Raw genomic sequence first — 14,986 nt, forward strand, 5'->3', positions numbered from 1 at the left:
CTTCGGAACGGAAGGGAGCAACGGACACAGGAAACCCCGCATTTGACCTCCCAAGGGAGGCGATGGATCAGCGGGGTCGATTAGAAAGAGGCAGGAACACGGAAGCGCAACAAGTCTCTGGGGCCGTAGGGCGCTGGGATAGAAGAACTTGCATAGGAGTAAAGTGCGTTTGGGCGATGACGGGGCGACAGGGCGCTGCTACCGTTTTCTGGAATCGACCACGACACGGACCTGCATGACCAGGCCTTACCCACCGGCATTCTAGCGGCGGCTCCACCCCGCGCACGAAGCGTGATATGCATATTTCAGAGTATCACCCACGAAGATGGCGTCGAAAAGAGTCTATGACTGCCGGCCGTAAAGACATTCAGGAAGGCGATTTTGTCGAAGTGCGAGGCAAGCCTTGGCTTGTCGAAGCATTGGTTGGCGACGATAGCGACCTACCCGCCTTAAGTCTGTCCTGCATTTCGGATGACGCCCAGGGCGAGCGGCTTGACGTCCTCTGGGACGCCGAGATTGCCAGAAGGGTCCTCGACGAGGATCGATGGTCGAATGTGGGTGTGGGCTCTCCCGACAGCGCGGATGTTCTGGCGGCGCATATCCGGGCGATCCGATGGCGCTCCGCGACAGCCGCCGATCGGGACCTGTTGCAAGCGCCGTTTCGCGCCGGGATCAGGCTTGATGCCTATCAGCTTCTCCCTCTTCGCAAGGCGTTGCGTCTGCCGCGCGTCAATTTGCTGATCGCCGACGATGTCGGTCTCGGCAAGACGATCGAAGCGGGCCTTGTCGCGCGGGAACTCCTGCTCAGACGGCGGGTGGACTTCATCGTGATCGCGGCGCCGCCGGCGATGACGGTCCAGTGGAAGGACGAGTTGGAGGCGAAGTTCGGCCTCTCCTTCGAGATCATAGACCGGGACCGCATCAGCGATCTGCGGCGCCTACGGGGGTTCTCCGTCAATCCGTGGACCACGGGTTCACGCTTTATCGTGTCGCATCGCCTGCTGACCGATGAAACCTATGCTGCGGGCCTGCGCGATGTCCTCGATGAATTTCGGGCGAAGGCTTTGTTCGTTCTGGACGAGGCCCACCACGCGGCCCCATCCGCAGGCACGCGTTACGCCGTTTCCAGCCAGCTCACGAAAGCGGTTAGGGAACTCGCGGAACGCTTCGAGCACCGGCTGTTCCTGACCGCCACACCTCATAACGGGCATTCCAACAGCTTTTCCGCCCTTCTCGAAATGCTCGACCCGCAACGCTTCACGCGCGGTGTCGAGGTCCGGCCGCGCGATCTGGATCCGGTCATGGTGCGCCGGCTGAAGGCCGATCTCCGCCGTCTCGGCGAGGCCTTCCCGGAACGAGTGGTCGAGCCGATCCCGATCAACGGCCTGCCGGAAGATGCTCCCGAACTGGCGCTCGCACGACTGCTCGCCGCCTATGGCGAACTGCGCATGAAGCGCATCGCGAAGCTGAGCAGTCAGAAGGCGGCGCTCGCCAAGCTGGCCTTTGTCGGCCTTCAGCAGAGGCTTCTGTCGTCGACCGCCGCCTTCGCCCGAACGCTGAAGACCCATCGCGTCACCCTGCAAAAAGTGCTGGACGGCGAAGAGATCGCGCGCGCGACGGCGGCAGCAACCGCGTTCGTGACAGCCCCGACACCGGAGGACAACATCGAACTGGGCTTGGAAGAGGAAGACGCCGAAAAGGCGATGGCCGCCGATGAAGATGCGGAAGCGGCCACGGCCTCTGCGGCTGGCGTCGTCGACGCCACGCTTGAGGACTTGCGCGCCGAATTGGCGATCGTCGATGAGATGCTCGCGCTGGCCGAAAAGCATGCCGCTCGGCCCGACGCGCGCGTCAACTGGCTGATTGGGTGGATCCGCAAGTCCATGTTGGACGGCCGGCAGTGGAATCGCCGCCGGCTGATCATCTTCACCGAGTGGGAGGATACGAGGCGCTGGCTGGAAAGGCGGTTGCGGGAAGCGCTGGCTGATACCGATGACATTGACGAACGGATCGGTGTCTTCAGCGGCACCACGGGGTCGGATCGCCGCGAGCAGATCAAGCACGCCTTCAACGCCGATCCCGATGGGGAGCCCTTGCGGGTTCTGATCTGCACCGATGCAGCACGGGAGGGCATCAACCTTCAATCTTACTGCTCGGACCTCCTGCATTTCGATCTGCCGTGGAATCCGTCGCGCCTGGAGCAGCGGAACGGCCGTATCGATCGCAAGCTCCAGCCTGCAAAGCAGGTCTTCTGTCGCTACTTCCGGTACGAGCAACGCGAGGCGGACATTGTTCTCGACGCGCTGGTCTGGAAGACGGAGACCATTCGCGAGGAACTCGGCTCAGTCGGGCAGGTCATCGAGGATCGCATCGCCAAGCGGCTGGCCGAAGACGGCATCGGGCACGGACAGGGAAAGGCGCTCGCTCATGCCATCTCCAATGAGAACGACACGGAGCGGCTCGGCACGGCCCAGTCGGAAATGGACGACGAGGCGAAGGCCCGCCACGAGCGCCTTCTGAAGGAACAAGACGATCTGAGACGAGTCCTTGAACGCTCCCGCGAGAGGGTCGGCGTCGATCCCGACGATCTTAAGCGGGTCGCTGCCGCCGCGCTGTCGCGCGCGGGCTTCGCCCTCGATAACGCGCGCGGCCAGAGCGTCGGCAGGACCGATACCTATCGGCTGGATCCGTCCGATCCTACGTTCTCCAAGGACGCAGGGTGGGATGACGCCTTCGACGATCTACGTGTCCGGCCGCGCAAGCGCGGTGAGCGGCTGGGCGATTGGCGGCGCAACGCTCCGATCCGGGCGATCGCTTTCGAGCCTCCGGTTCTCGATGATGGTCGCGATGCGACTGACGTCGTGCAGGTGCATCTGGAGCATCGCCTAGTCAGGCGTCTCATATCCCGCTTTTTGAGTCAGGGGTTCCAGTCGAACTTATCCCGGCTTTCGGTGATCATCGGCCCCGGCGCCCAGCCGCGCGTGGTGCTAATGGGCCGCCTCGCCGTTTATGGCGCCGGCGCGGCCCGGCTGCATGAGGAGATCATTCCGATCACGGCCATCTGGACGGAGTCCGAACGTGGCCAAAAGCCGCTCCGAGCGCTGGGAGAGAGTGGCGAGGAAAGAACGCTCAACCAACTCGAGGAGGCGCTGCGCATCGCGCGCGAAGCCCCCGCCTCCGCAGTGACACGGATACAGGCCCTCGTCGCTCAAGACATAGCTGACCTAACCCCCGCCCTCGAAACCATCGCGAACGAACGCCTTGCCACGGTCAAAGCCCAGCTCGCCAAGCGGGGAGACGAGGAGGCGCACTCACTCCATGCTCTTCTGGAGAATCAAAAGAAAAACATTCTTAAGGCAGTAGAGAAGCACAATCCCAATCAGCCAGATCTTTTTGAAGAGGAAAGGCGGGAGCATCAAGCCAATCGCCGGTATTGGGACGTTCGTCTCACCAGCATAGAAAATGAAATTCGCGACGAGCCACAGCGTCTGCGCGGCTCCTATGAAGTGAAGGCCCATCGGCTGGAGCCGGTCGGCATCGTCTATCTCTGGCCGGTGTCGGGTGAGCGCGATGGCTGATGCTCTCTACCGCGATCGGGACCTCGAATGGCTCGATCACGTCAAGCCGGTCGGGCTGGTCGTAGCACCCAGCGTTCTCAAGGAATTGGGCCTGACGCCGCTGCATCAGAGCCCCGTCGATACCGCCGAGGCCGCCGAGCGCCTCAATCCGGATGAGCCCGGACCGGCGCTGCCCGATCCTTGGGCCTTCATGGAACAGGTGCTCGGCTGGAACGCCGCCCATGTCGCGGGAGCGCCAGGCGGACCGGAGCTGCCGGACACTTTGGTTGTGAGCCTGCCCGAGCAAGCGACGACACTGGCGCCGACCTGGGCCGTCGCTGAACTCGGCCAGAACGGCCAGCCTTGGCAGCTACTCGTCCGCATCGAGGTACCCGGCATCGAGCCTGATGGCCGCGCTCAGCTCGACGGTTGGGAAGCCTCGCCGCATCAGCGCTTCGAGCGGCTGCTGAGGGACACCGGCGTATTCGCCGGGCTGCTGATCACCGATCAGGAGCTGCGTCTCGTCTATGCCCCGCGCGGCGAGACGTCCGGCTATCTCGCCTTCCCGCTGCGCCCGCTTGGGCTCGTGGCCGGACGGCCAATGCTCGGCGGGCTGAAGCTGCTTCTCGACAGCTTCCGCCTGTTCTCGGACGCGGACGAGCGCCGCCTTCCTGCTCTCCTGAAGAAGAGCCGTGACGCCCAGGCGTCGGTCTCGACTGAACTCGCTGGCCAGGTCCTCGGCGCGCTGCATGAGCTGCTCCGTGGCCTCGATGCGGCCGATGCCGATTTGGTGCGGGAACTGGCGCGGTCGAACCCCGGCCACCTTTACGAGGGGCTGCTCACCGTTCTCATGCGGCTGGTCTTCATCCTCTATGCCGAGGATCGCGATCTGCTGCCGTCACGCGCCGACGCCCGCGCGCGGGGGATCTATGAGACCAGCTATTCGGTCCGCGGCCTCTACGCGAGGCTCGCCGAGGACGCCGCGCTCAACCCGGACACCATGGACGAGCGGTGCGGCGGTTGGGGGCAGTTGCTCGTGCTCTTCCGGTTGATCCACAAGGGGCATCCGTCGCACTTCGTTCAAGCGCGCGGCGGCAAGCTCTTCGATTCCGACGAGTTCCCCTTCCTGGAAGGCCGCGCCGCCAAGGACGATGCGCCGCGTATCCTGAGCGTGTCGGACGGGTGCATTCTGCGCATCCTTGAAGGGCTGATGACCCTGAAGCTGCGCGGGCATGAGCGCGAGCGCCTGTCCTACCGCACGCTGGATGTCGAACAGATCGGCTCGGTCTACGAGACGGTGATGGGCTTCACCGTCGAGGCGGCCAGGAGCAGCGTAATCGCAATCAAAGCCGGCAAGAACAACCGGACGCCAGTGTTTGTGGCCCTCGACGAACTGCTGGCCCGCAAGGGCAAGGACCGGATCAAGGACCTGAAGGAGAATGTTGGCCGGTTGCTTACGCCCGCGCAGGCGAAGCCCGTCGAGGCTGCGAAGAGCGTCGAGGAACTGGCCGCGGCCTTCGAGGGCATGGTGGATGAGCGCGGATCGCCGCGCCACGTCATGGCGCCAGCGGGAACGCCGATCCTCCAGCCGACCGGCGAGCGCCGCCGCACTGGCAGTCACTATACACCGCGCAGCCTGACCCAGCCGATCGCCGCCCACGCGCTGGAACCGGCTTTCTCGCGGCTGGGGCCGGATGCGACGCCGGAACAGATTCTCGATCTGAAGGTCTGCGATCCGGCGATGGGTTCGGGCGCGTTTCTGGTGGAGGCCTGCCGCACCATCGCTACGCGGCTGGTCAACGCTTGGCTCCGTTGGCCCGAGAAACGGCCGACGATCCCGCTTGATGAAGACGAGGATCTGCACGCCCGCCGCCTTGTCGCACAGAACTGCCTTTACGGTGTGGACAAGAATCCCCGCGCGGTCGATCTGGCGCGGCTGTCTCTATGGTTGGCGACACTGGCTAAAGATCACGAGTTCACCTTCCTCGATCATGCGTTGAAATGCGGGGACAGCCTGGTAGGCCTCAATACCCAGCAGCTGAGCGGCGGAAACTGGGACAATGCCCGGGTGCGCAGCACTCTTATCGGGCAGGCCGTCAGCGAGCGCGTGGCGAAGCTGGCCGCGCATCGCGACGCAATCCGCAATGCGCCCGACGACGTTTCGCTGGCAATCCAGCAATCCCGCCACGCCATCGCGGAGAACGAAGCGGCGCTGGTCCGCCTGATCGGCGATGCGATCGTCGCTGCCTTCTTTAAGAACGATAAGGCCAAGCAGCGGATTGACGAGGTGCGTTACGTTACCACCATGGCGGGCACCACCAATTGGTGGGATGGCCTGCGCAATATCGCTGTCTCGTTGGAGGGCGGAGAGCATCCTATCCGGCCCTTTCACTGGGAAGTGGAATTTCCCGAAGTGTTTGGGCGGGAGAATCCCGGCTTCGACGCTATCGTCGGCAATCCGCCTTTCGCCGGAAAGAACACGACTATTGCCGGAAATCGCGCGAACTACTTGCCTTGGCTGCAAACGCTGCATCCGGGCGCGCATGGGAATGCCGATCTTGTCGCGCATTTCTTCCGCCGCGCCTTCGGGCTCTTGCGGGACGGCGGAACCTTTGGGCTGATCGCGACCAATACCATCGGACAGGGCGACACCCGCGACACCGGGCTGACGACGATACTCCGCGAGGGTGGTACGATCATGCGGGCGACCCGGCGGCTGAAATGGCCCGGCGAAGCTGCGGTGGTCGTCAGCGTGGTGCATGTGCTCAAGGGTGCAGTAGCCTCGCCGGTGCTTGACGGCAGGCGGGTGCGGCGGGTTTCGGCCTATCTGGTCGAGGGCGATCTCGACACCGCGCCCGAGCGTCTGACGGCAAATGCGCGCAAGGCATTTGTCGGTTCCTATGTGCTCGGCATGGGCTTTACTTTCGACGACGTGGCAGCGGCCAAGGGCGAGGCCGAAAGCCTTGAGACGATGCGCGCGCTGATCGACAAAGACGCGCGCAATGCGGAGCGGATTTTCCCCTATATTGGCGGTGAGGAGGTCAATACCTCGCCGACCCACGCCTATCGTCGCTATGTGATCGACTTCTTCGACAGACCACTCAGGCGGGATTCCTCGTTGATGTCCTGGTTCCTCAACGAAGGTTCAGACGCTTGCGGCAAACGCCGCCGAGAGTGGTTACGAGATGGGATCGTGCCAAGTGATTATCCGGACGAGGTCGCGGAGGACTGGCCTGATCTGATCGAGATCGTGCGGCGCCGAGTGAAGCCTGAACGCGATCCGCAAAAGCGTGATGCTCTGCGTGTCCGCTGGTGGCAATATGCGGAAAAACGTCCTGGGCTCTATCGCGCTATTGCACCATTGGACCGGGTGTTGGTTCGATCGCTGACAAGCGCTCACTTTCCGACTTTCTCTTGGCTACCCCACGCTTATGTCTACGATCAGACCAACATAGTCTGGGCTTCAGAGTGCTTTGGAATGCAAGCGGCGCTTTCATCACGGGCGCACGAGATTTGGGTGCGTTTTCTTGGCGCGACCATGAAGGACGATAGTCGATACAACATTGCCGACTGTTTCGAGACTTTCCCATTCCCGGAAGGTTTCGAAACCTTGCCCGTACTCGAAGCTGCCGGGAGGACTTATCACGATCACCGCGCCGAGCTGATGGTCGCCCGCAACGAGGGCATGACCAGGACCTACAACCGCTTCCAGGATCGGCATGACAACGCCGCCGACATCGTGCGGCTGCGCGACCTGCACACCGAAATGGATCGCGCGGTGCTCGAAACTTATGGCTGGCACGATCTCGCCGCCCGCGTCGTGCCGATCTTCCTCGACGAGTCCAACGAAGACGACCACACCTATCAGGGCCGCCTTTTCTGGCCCTCCGAGTTCCGCGACGAAGTTCTCGCTCGCCTTCTCGCGCTCAATGCCGAACGCCATGCCGAGGAAATGCGCCGGGACTTGGCGGGACAACCGGGCACCGAAGACGACGAGCAGGCTCAGGAAGACGAGCTTATCGAGTAACCCAGCGCCACCGGCCCGAAATCAGGGCCGGCGCCACTTATCGGGATGAGCCCGATTCGTGTTGCGGACGCGCTCGACAAGCACGTCGCCGCCGCGCTCTTGAGCCCAGTCGATCGCCGCGCCCTGTGTCGGCCGCACGACGCTCGCCCGCTCGGAGCCGGGCTTGCGAACCGCGTAGTCGCCCGTCTCGGGGCGACGCTCGATGAACATTCTCTTGTCAGCCATGGGGAAAACTCCCAATTGGGTTCACCGCCCGAATCGGCGGCCTGATCGCAATATAATCTTGCAATCTAGAGTCCGCAAGATTATCCAGCATCCAGGAGACAGCAGCATGACCAATCTCATTGGAGCGCGGATCAAGGCCCTGCGGGAGGAACGAAGCCTCTCTCAGGACGACCTCGCGCGCCTCTTCGGCTTCAAGGATCGGCAGACGGTCTCCGCTATCGAGACCGGCGAGCGCCGCGTCACGGCGGACGAACTGCTCCTTGCCGTCGAGAAGCTCGGGACGTCGCTCGACTATTTCACCGATCCCTTCCTGTTGGTCGGCGAAGGACGCTTTTCTTGGCGGCAGACCAATGTCGGCTCGGGTGTTCTGAACGGCTATGAGCGCAGCGCAGGCCGTTGGATCGCGGCCTTTCGGGTGATCGCGCCCCAGGTCGGGAGGGCGAGCCCATTGCTGCGCCGGGCCCTCGGCCTGACGCGCCACTCGCGGTTCGAGGATGCGATGGAGGCCGGCGAGCGCTTCGCGGCCGAGTTCGATCTCGGTGAGGTGCCCGCCCAGCGTCTGGCCGAGGTGACGGAGCGCGAGCTAGGGATACTCGTGCTCATGGTCGATGCCTTTGAGGGCATCTCGGGCGCCGCCTGCCGTCTGCCGGAGCTGGATGTCGTGCTGATCAATCGTCACGAGGTGGAGGGCCGGCGTCACTTCGACTTGGCGCACGAGCTGTTCCACATCCTCACCTGGGATGCGATGCCGCCCGAGCACTCGGAGGAAGCCAAGGAGGTCGGTGGCAACCGCGTCGAGCAGCTCGCCAACAATTTCGCTTCGGCGGTGCTCATGCCGAAGACCGCGCTCGCGCGCTATGGTGAATGGGCGGAGCTTGGCGACGACGACCTCATTGCAAAGCTCAATGCCACCGCCGATGAATTGCTGGTCACGGCTTCCGCGCTCAAATGGCGGCTGGTCGCACTTGACCGGCTGAAGCCGGTGCGTGCGCGCGCGATCTCCGACGCGGCGCTGCGAAACAACGGGCACAATGGACGCGGGGCGCCCAAGGTCGTGCCGCCACTTCTGTTCTCGAAGCCATTCATGGAAGTGATCGCCCTCGCAATCGACGAGGGCCGGGTTTCGACCCGCCGCGCTGCGGGCCTGCTCGATCTCACTGTCGAGGACCTGACGGACCTCTTCGTTGCGCACGGGGTCGAGCCCCCGGCCGAGCTATGAGGCGACCATGGCGCGGCACCGCGGGCCAGTTCTGGTCGACACGAACGTCATTCTCGAATCCCACCGGATCGGCGCATGGGCGGCGCTAGCCGGTGGCTATCCGGTCGAGACGGTCGAGGACTGCGTGACCGAGACCCAGACGGGTTTCCAACGGCGGCGGGCGGAGCAGCAGATTGATGCAGCGGCCCTGCGTGCGTCGCTGGCGGGGGTTCACGCGCCGGGAGATCGCGAGATTGCGGCAGCGGTCGTGAGAGCGCCCGACATTGCGCTGGACATCGGTGAGCGCTCGCTCTGGGCGCACGCGCTGACCCGGACCGATGGCTGGATCCTGTGCGGGCCGGACAAGGCCAGTCTGCGCTTCGGCGTCCGGCTCGGCCATCGTGATCGGCTTGTCGCCTTGGAGCGGCTTCTCGAAGACGCAGGCTATCGGCCGAAGGAACCCCTGAAACTGGCGTACACGAGCAAGTGGCTGGAGAAGACTCTCGGCGAGCTTGTCCTTTCGGAAGGAGTGGGCCGGACATGACAAGCTCAGTCGACATTCGCGCTCATCTCGTCGATCTGTTTCGCCGCGATCTCATCGGCCCCGGCCCGCAGGACGCCGATCTTGCGACCGAGCGGCTGAATGAGAGCCCTTCGCGCTGGTATTTGACCGGCTTCCTCGCGCCGGCTGAAGATCCGCTCGGTCTTGAAGGCGAGGATGACGACGACGATCCATCGGCCCAGGAGGAAATGGAGATCGACGTCGAGGAGTCCGACACCGACGGCGCTGGAGGCGCGGCTGGCGACAATGAGGAGCCGGAGACGCCAAACACCAAGCGTCGATTTCTTCCTTCATCCATCGGATTGACGGTTCTACTCGCGCCGGATGTCACCGAGATCGAAGCGCTTGTCTCTTGGGGCGACTACCGCACTGAGCCACCCCTGCCGGAAAGCGTGCTGTTGCCCGAGCCGCTTCCAGAAGAAGAAGTCGGCGAGGACGGCAAGCCCAAGCGCGGCGCGCGACCGATGGTGGACTGGGTTCGCATACCCAAGGCACAGACGGTGCGCGTTCCGGTCGTGGATGGGCGCGGCGTGCCGGTTGTCGTCCCCGAGAGTGCCGCTGAGCAGCGGCGCGGCGGCGGGCTGGTGTTGGAGACCCACTCTCGGCTGTTCAGCTACCAGACCCCGGAGGGGACGACGGAGACAGTCCGCGCGCTCACGGTCTTTCTCGTGAACCGCCGCCTGACGGTCCATCGGTTTTACTCCGACGTCAGCTTCATATTCCAGGCGCGGCTCGAACTCGTTTGCGAGCGTGGCTTCCGTCCTCGTCGCGACCTCTCCGGCTACAATTCGCAGGACTGGGATTTGCGGGTCGGCGATCTCCACTATCGCGATGTTCTTGAATGGGCAGTGGGTCGCAACATTGCCGCTGATTGGGAGACCAGCGAGGAATGGAATGCGCCAGTTAAGCGCGTCTGGACCAATCCCCTGCCGACTGCCGAGGTGGAGCGGGTCGCGCCCAACGAGGATGCCAGCCTGAAGACCGCCGTCACCTTCGGCATGGAGCCTCTGGCGCAAGTCGCGGACGCCGGAGGCGCGGCTCTGGCGCAGGCGCTCGGCCAGCTCCCAAAGCTCTACGAGCTATGGATCGACGCGGAACGGCTCAAGCTGCCGTCGCTCGCGCCGCGACGCGGCCAGACCGGTGCCCATCTGATTGCCGAGATGGAGGCGGCGAAAGACCGGATCGCCGCCGGTATTCAACTCCTGGCGCAGAACGACAAGGCGCGCTCGGCATTCCGGTTCATGAACCTTGCAGTCGCCATGGCGGCGCGCCGCAGGAATGCTGGCGCTTCGGGGGACCCGCAAGCGATGCCGACGCCAACGTGGCGACCGTTCCAGCTTGCCTTCATCCTGCTCAATCTCTCCGGGCTGGCGGAGCGGACGCATCCGGATCGCGAGATCGCCGATCTCTTGTTCTTCCCAACCGGCGGCGGCAAGACGGAGGCCTATCTCGGTCTCGCTGCCTTTGTCATCGCCCATCGACGCCTCTCGGGGGCGGGCTTGCTTGGGGCAGGTGTGGCCGTGATCATGCGCTACACCCTGCGGTTGCTGACGCTCGATCAGTTGGCCCGTGCCGCCGGCGTAGTTTGCGCGCTCGAATTGATGCGGACCGATCCGGCCAATGCCAGCGAGCAAGGCCGCTGCTTACTCGGTGATTGGCCGATCGAGATCGGCCTGTGGGTCGGTTCGGATGCGTCGCCCAACAGGCTCGGGGGGCGTGGCAAGTCGGACGAAACCACGGCTGTCGGTCGGGTGCGGCGTTTTCGGAACGGTCGAGACAAACGCGCGCCAGCGCCGCTAAAGGCGTGCCCTTGGTGCGGCACGGAATTCACGCCTTCGTCCTTCGCCTGCATGCCTAACGAGCACGCACCGACAAACCTTGAGATACGCTGTGCCAATTCGAATTGCGACTTCAGCCGCAATCGGCCACTGCCTGTCCTCACGGTTGATGAGCCGATCTACCGGCGCTTGCCCGCATTCCTGATCGCGACGGTGGACAAGTTCGCGGCGCTCCCCTGGGTGGGTGAGACCGGCGCCTTCTTCGGTCATGTCGATCGCTTCGCGGCTGGCGCGGGCTTCTACGGTGCGGCCGAGCCAGGCGAAGGGCAGCCTTTAGGCAACGGTTGGTCGCTCGACCCGCCCGACCTCATCATCCAGGACGAGCTGCACCTCATTTCCGGTCCGCTCGGAACGGTCGCGGGCCTCTACGAAGCGGCGATCGACCAGTTGGCGTCCCGTCGATACGGCGAGCGTGTCGTGCGCCCGAAGATCGTCGCTTCGACCGCGACGGTGCGCCGAGCCACGGACCAGATCGCCGCTTTGTTCGATCGCAAGACGACCAGTATCTTCCCGCCCTCCGGGATCGATCGGACTGACAGCTTTTTCGCCCGGACCGTGCCGGCGACCAAAGACCCGGCACGTATGTATATGGGCATCGCCGCCCAGGGCCGGGGGCCGAAGCTGGTGTTCCTACGGTCGCTTACCAGTTTGCTGGCAGCGGCGCAGGCTGAGTTCGATGCCAATACCGTAGCCGGTGGCGGCAGCAATCCGGCCGATCCTTACATGACCGCTGTCTGCTACTTCAACGCGCTGCGCGAGTTGGGCGGAGCGCGGAGGATCGTTGAGGATGAGGTCCGGGATCGCGCGGCGCGCTACGGGGCGCAGCGCCACCGGATCGACCCTCCCGATCGTCCCTTTGCCGATCGACGCATTAAGGAACCGATGGAGCTGACTTCGCGCGTTTCGACGGATGAGGTCGCGAAGGCCAAGCAACGGCTGGAACTGCGCTTTGGGGCGGGGGCCGATCCTGTCGACGTGGCGCTTGCCACGAACATGATCTCGGTCGGTCTCGACATCACCCGCCTCGGTCTCATGCTCGTCCAAGGGCAGCCGAAGACAGCGGCAGAGTATATTCAGGCGACCAGTCGAGTCGGCCGCGATCCCGGACGCCCTGGATTGGTGTTGGCGGTGCTGAATATGCACAAGCCACGCGACCGCATGCACTTTGAGCAATTCGGCCAATTCCACCGGACGTTCTATCGCGCTGTCGAGGCCACCAGCGTAACACCCTGGGCTGCTCGCGCGCTGGATCGCGCGCTTGCGGCTGTCGTCGTCGCAGCGGCACGGCATATCGATTCGACGCTGACGCCCGAGACGGCCGTCGTCGCCTTCAAGAATAACCCGGCAGTACGGACTACTGTCCGCAATGCGATCCTGGCGCGAGCCCCCGCAAGCATGGTCGCGGGCGGCCACGCGACATTGGGTGCCGCGATAGATGCTATCGCCGATGCCTGGATCACAACCGCCGATGATCAATCGGCAGGAGGCAACACATTTGCCTACGCCCAGAAGAAGAGCCCCCACCGCTTGCTGCACATGCCGCTCGATGGGGCGATCCCGAACCTTTCCGATCAACACCGGTTGTTTGTGGCAGGACGATCAATGCGGGACGTGGAGGCCAGCGTCGATTTGAAGGTCCGTGACCCTCGCGGCCAAAAGATAGCCAATGCGGATGACCTCGCATGACCAAGAACGCACAGCGTCTGAGCCAACTGATTTCCACCTTCGGGCCGGGAGCCATGATCGACTTGCCGACAAGGTCGGTTGTGGTCGCCGGGCTCGAATTTTGGGACATGCCGCCCACCTCTTTCGCGACCATCTCGGAGCCGCGGCTGACGGCGAGACTGGAACAGATCCTCAAGGATCAGGGACGTCTAGACCCGAACAGCAGCCTGTCTCTGCGCACCCCGCCGATTGCACCGGACAGCCCGACCGCACTGCCAGCCGGAGTTACCGCGCCGATCTTCCCGACATGGTTCGTCTGTGAGTTGGCCGACGTCTTGACCGTGGGCTCCGGAACGATCCGGCGCCGTCGTCTCGTGCGATGGCAGGACCTGGACACCAGAGGGCGCCGTCGCTTCATTTTTGACGACGGGCGAAAATCGGATGTGACACCAATCCGGTTCGTAGCAGCTTGCGAAAAAGGCCATTTGCAGGACATCGACTGGCGGTGGGTCGTCCATGGGCCGGTCCAGTGCCAGGAGCCGCTTTGGGTCGAGGAAAAAGGGACGAGCGCGGACCCTGCCGACACGAGCATCGTATGCGGCTGCGGTAAGAACCTTTCGCTTCAGGACGCCTTCCAACCTGGGCGTTTGGGGAAATGCCAGGGCGAGCGGCCCTGGTTGCTGGATCGGGATCCTGACGGCTGCGGGGAAAATCTGAAGCTTCTCACCCGGACAGCTACGAACACCTACTTCCCGCAAGTCTACACGGTTATCTCGTTACCGAGCGCGGTGGATGATTTGACCCGATTGGTTGGTGAACTCGCAGGCGAACTGACGAACGTCGCGTCAGCCCAGGACGTCGCTATAGCCAAGAAATTCAACAACAAAGTATCCGCGTCGCTCGGCACTTACAGTGACGATGAGATTTTCGAACGCCTCGAACGCCTTCGTGCGGGAGCACAGGCCGATGCGTCCCGGTCTCCCAAGATGTCCGAGTTCGACGTGTTCGCGAGTGGCCACCAACAAATCGGGCAAAATCACCCGACAGCCAAGCTCTACGCGGAAACTCTTCCGCGGACGGCATGGGTTGACTCAAGTGTCAGTGTTGACACCTCGGCCATAAAGAACCTCGTCGCCGTTCATCGCCTGAGAGAGGTGTCGAGCCTGTACGGCTTCACGCGATTCGAAGCCGCACCCACGAGTTCGGACGGCGACATCGAGGACATCCAACTGGCCGTTCGCGGTGCGCCGATCTCGCGGGGAGCAGACTGGTTGCCTGCCATCGAGCAATTCGGCGAAGGGCTCTTCATCCACATTGACGAGCAGGCGGTGAACCGCTGGCTTCAGACCCCTGACGTCGTCAGCCGCCAGGCAAGTCTGCTTCGCGGTTACGGACATTGGCGTACCAGATTCTCTGGAGGCGCCCCGAACTATCCGGGAACGGCCTATACGCTGCTCCACTCGCTCTCTCATGCCTTGATGGCCGAGATCGCGCTCGACAGCGGATATCCCGCGAGTTCTCTGAAGGAACGCATCTACGCACTCAGTGACGCCGGCAACGGCGGTGTTCCTGTGAGATGCGGAATCTTGATCTACACGGCAACGCCCGGCGCTCAAGGTACATTGGGCGGGCTCGTCGCTGCCGGATCGCGATTCTCCAGCATTCTGCGAAGTGCGCTCGATCGGCTGATGATCTGCTCGAATGACCCGGTTTGTTCGGACCATGAGCCGGATGGCCGCAGCGGGGACAGGGCAACCCACGGTGCTGCCTGTCACGGGTGCCTGCTCATCGCGGAAACGAGTTGCGAGATGCGGAACTTGTTCCTTGACAGAAGTTTACTGATTCAAACAATGGCACATCATCAATCAAATTTTTTCGATTGATGCGACAGTAGAGGTGCAGGGTCCATCCTTC

Annotated in this window: 7 protein-coding genes; 6 read left to right on the forward strand and 1 reads right to left on the reverse strand. The window is 63.4% G+C overall.

All coding sequences use genetic code 11. The features are described 5' to 3' along the window. Positions 1-344: 344 nt before the first annotated feature. Positions 345-3,578 (forward strand): DISARM system SNF2-like helicase DrmD, encoded by a 3,234-nt coding sequence (gene drmD, locus AAC691_RS09110; protein WP_342629808.1) that lies wholly within the window; start codon positions 345-347, stop codon positions 3,576-3,578. After that, positions 3,571-7,584, forward strand: a complete 4,014-nt coding sequence (locus tag AAC691_RS09115; protein ID WP_342629809.1) for an Eco57I restriction-modification methylase domain-containing protein — start codon at positions 3,571-3,573, stop codon at positions 7,582-7,584. The genes drmD and AAC691_RS09115 overlap by 8 nt, the downstream gene beginning before the upstream one ends. A gap of 21 nt (positions 7,585-7,605) precedes the next feature. Here the strand turns inward: AAC691_RS09115 and AAC691_RS09120 are convergent, their stop codons facing one another. Next, positions 7,606-7,809, reverse strand: coding sequence for a DUF2188 domain-containing protein (locus tag AAC691_RS09120; protein ID WP_342629810.1), 204 nt, complete (start codon positions 7,807-7,809; stop codon positions 7,606-7,608). Positions 7,810-7,915: 106 nt separating this feature from the next. On the opposite strand from AAC691_RS09120, the gene AAC691_RS09125 reads away from it, so the two are divergent. Genes AAC691_RS09125 through AAC691_RS09140 form a run of 4 tightly spaced genes read left to right on the forward strand, consistent with a single transcriptional unit; the run spans position 7,916 to position 14,955 of the window. Next, a complete protein-coding gene (locus AAC691_RS09125; RefSeq protein ID WP_342629811.1) occupies positions 7,916-9,028 on the forward strand; it encodes an XRE family transcriptional regulator in 1,113 nt (370 codons plus the stop codon). Between the two features lie 7 nt (positions 9,029-9,035). Further along, a complete protein-coding gene (locus tag AAC691_RS09130) occupies positions 9,036-9,551 on the forward strand; it encodes a hypothetical protein (RefSeq protein WP_342629812.1) in 516 nt (171 codons plus the stop codon). After that, positions 9,548-13,093, forward strand: a complete 3,546-nt coding sequence (gene drmA / locus AAC691_RS09135) for a DISARM system helicase DrmA (protein WP_342629813.1) — start codon at positions 9,548-9,550, stop codon at positions 13,091-13,093. The genes AAC691_RS09130 and drmA overlap by 4 nt, the downstream gene beginning before the upstream one ends. Next, positions 13,090-14,955 carry a DUF1998 domain-containing protein gene (locus tag AAC691_RS09140; RefSeq protein ID WP_342629814.1) on the forward strand — a complete coding sequence of 622 codons (1,866 nt, stop codon included), beginning with the start codon at positions 13,090-13,092 and terminating at the stop codon, positions 14,953-14,955. Before drmA ends, AAC691_RS09140 begins: the two co-directional genes overlap by 4 nt. The last annotated feature ends 31 nt before the right edge of the window (positions 14,956-14,986 follow it).

The sequence above is a fragment of the Nguyenibacter vanlangensis genome, from assembly GCF_038719015.1.
In the GTDB taxonomy this organism is placed as follows: domain Bacteria; phylum Pseudomonadota; class Alphaproteobacteria; order Acetobacterales; family Acetobacteraceae; genus Gluconacetobacter; species Gluconacetobacter vanlangensis.

What these genes read in the sequence shown, in the direction of transcription:
- AAC691_RS09140 (WP_342629814.1), top strand. Translation starts at nt 13,090, where the DNA reads ATGACCAAGAACGCACAGCGTCTGAGCCAACTGATTTCCACCTTCGGG.
- AAC691_RS09120 (WP_342629810.1), bottom strand. Translation starts at nt 7,809, where the DNA reads ATGGCTGACAAGAGAATGTTCATCGAGCGTCGCCCCGAGACGGGCGAC.
- AAC691_RS09115 (WP_342629809.1), top strand. Translation starts at nt 3,571, where the DNA reads ATGGCTGATGCTCTCTACCGCGATCGGGACCTCGAATGGCTCGATCAC.
- AAC691_RS09130 (WP_342629812.1), top strand. Translation starts at nt 9,036, where the DNA reads ATGGCGCGGCACCGCGGGCCAGTTCTGGTCGACACGAACGTCATTCTC.
- drmD (WP_342629808.1), top strand. Translation starts at nt 345, where the DNA reads ATGACTGCCGGCCGTAAAGACATTCAGGAAGGCGATTTTGTCGAAGTG.
- drmA (WP_342629813.1), top strand. Translation starts at nt 9,548, where the DNA reads ATGACAAGCTCAGTCGACATTCGCGCTCATCTCGTCGATCTGTTTCGC.
- AAC691_RS09125 (WP_342629811.1), top strand. Translation starts at nt 7,916, where the DNA reads ATGACCAATCTCATTGGAGCGCGGATCAAGGCCCTGCGGGAGGAACGA.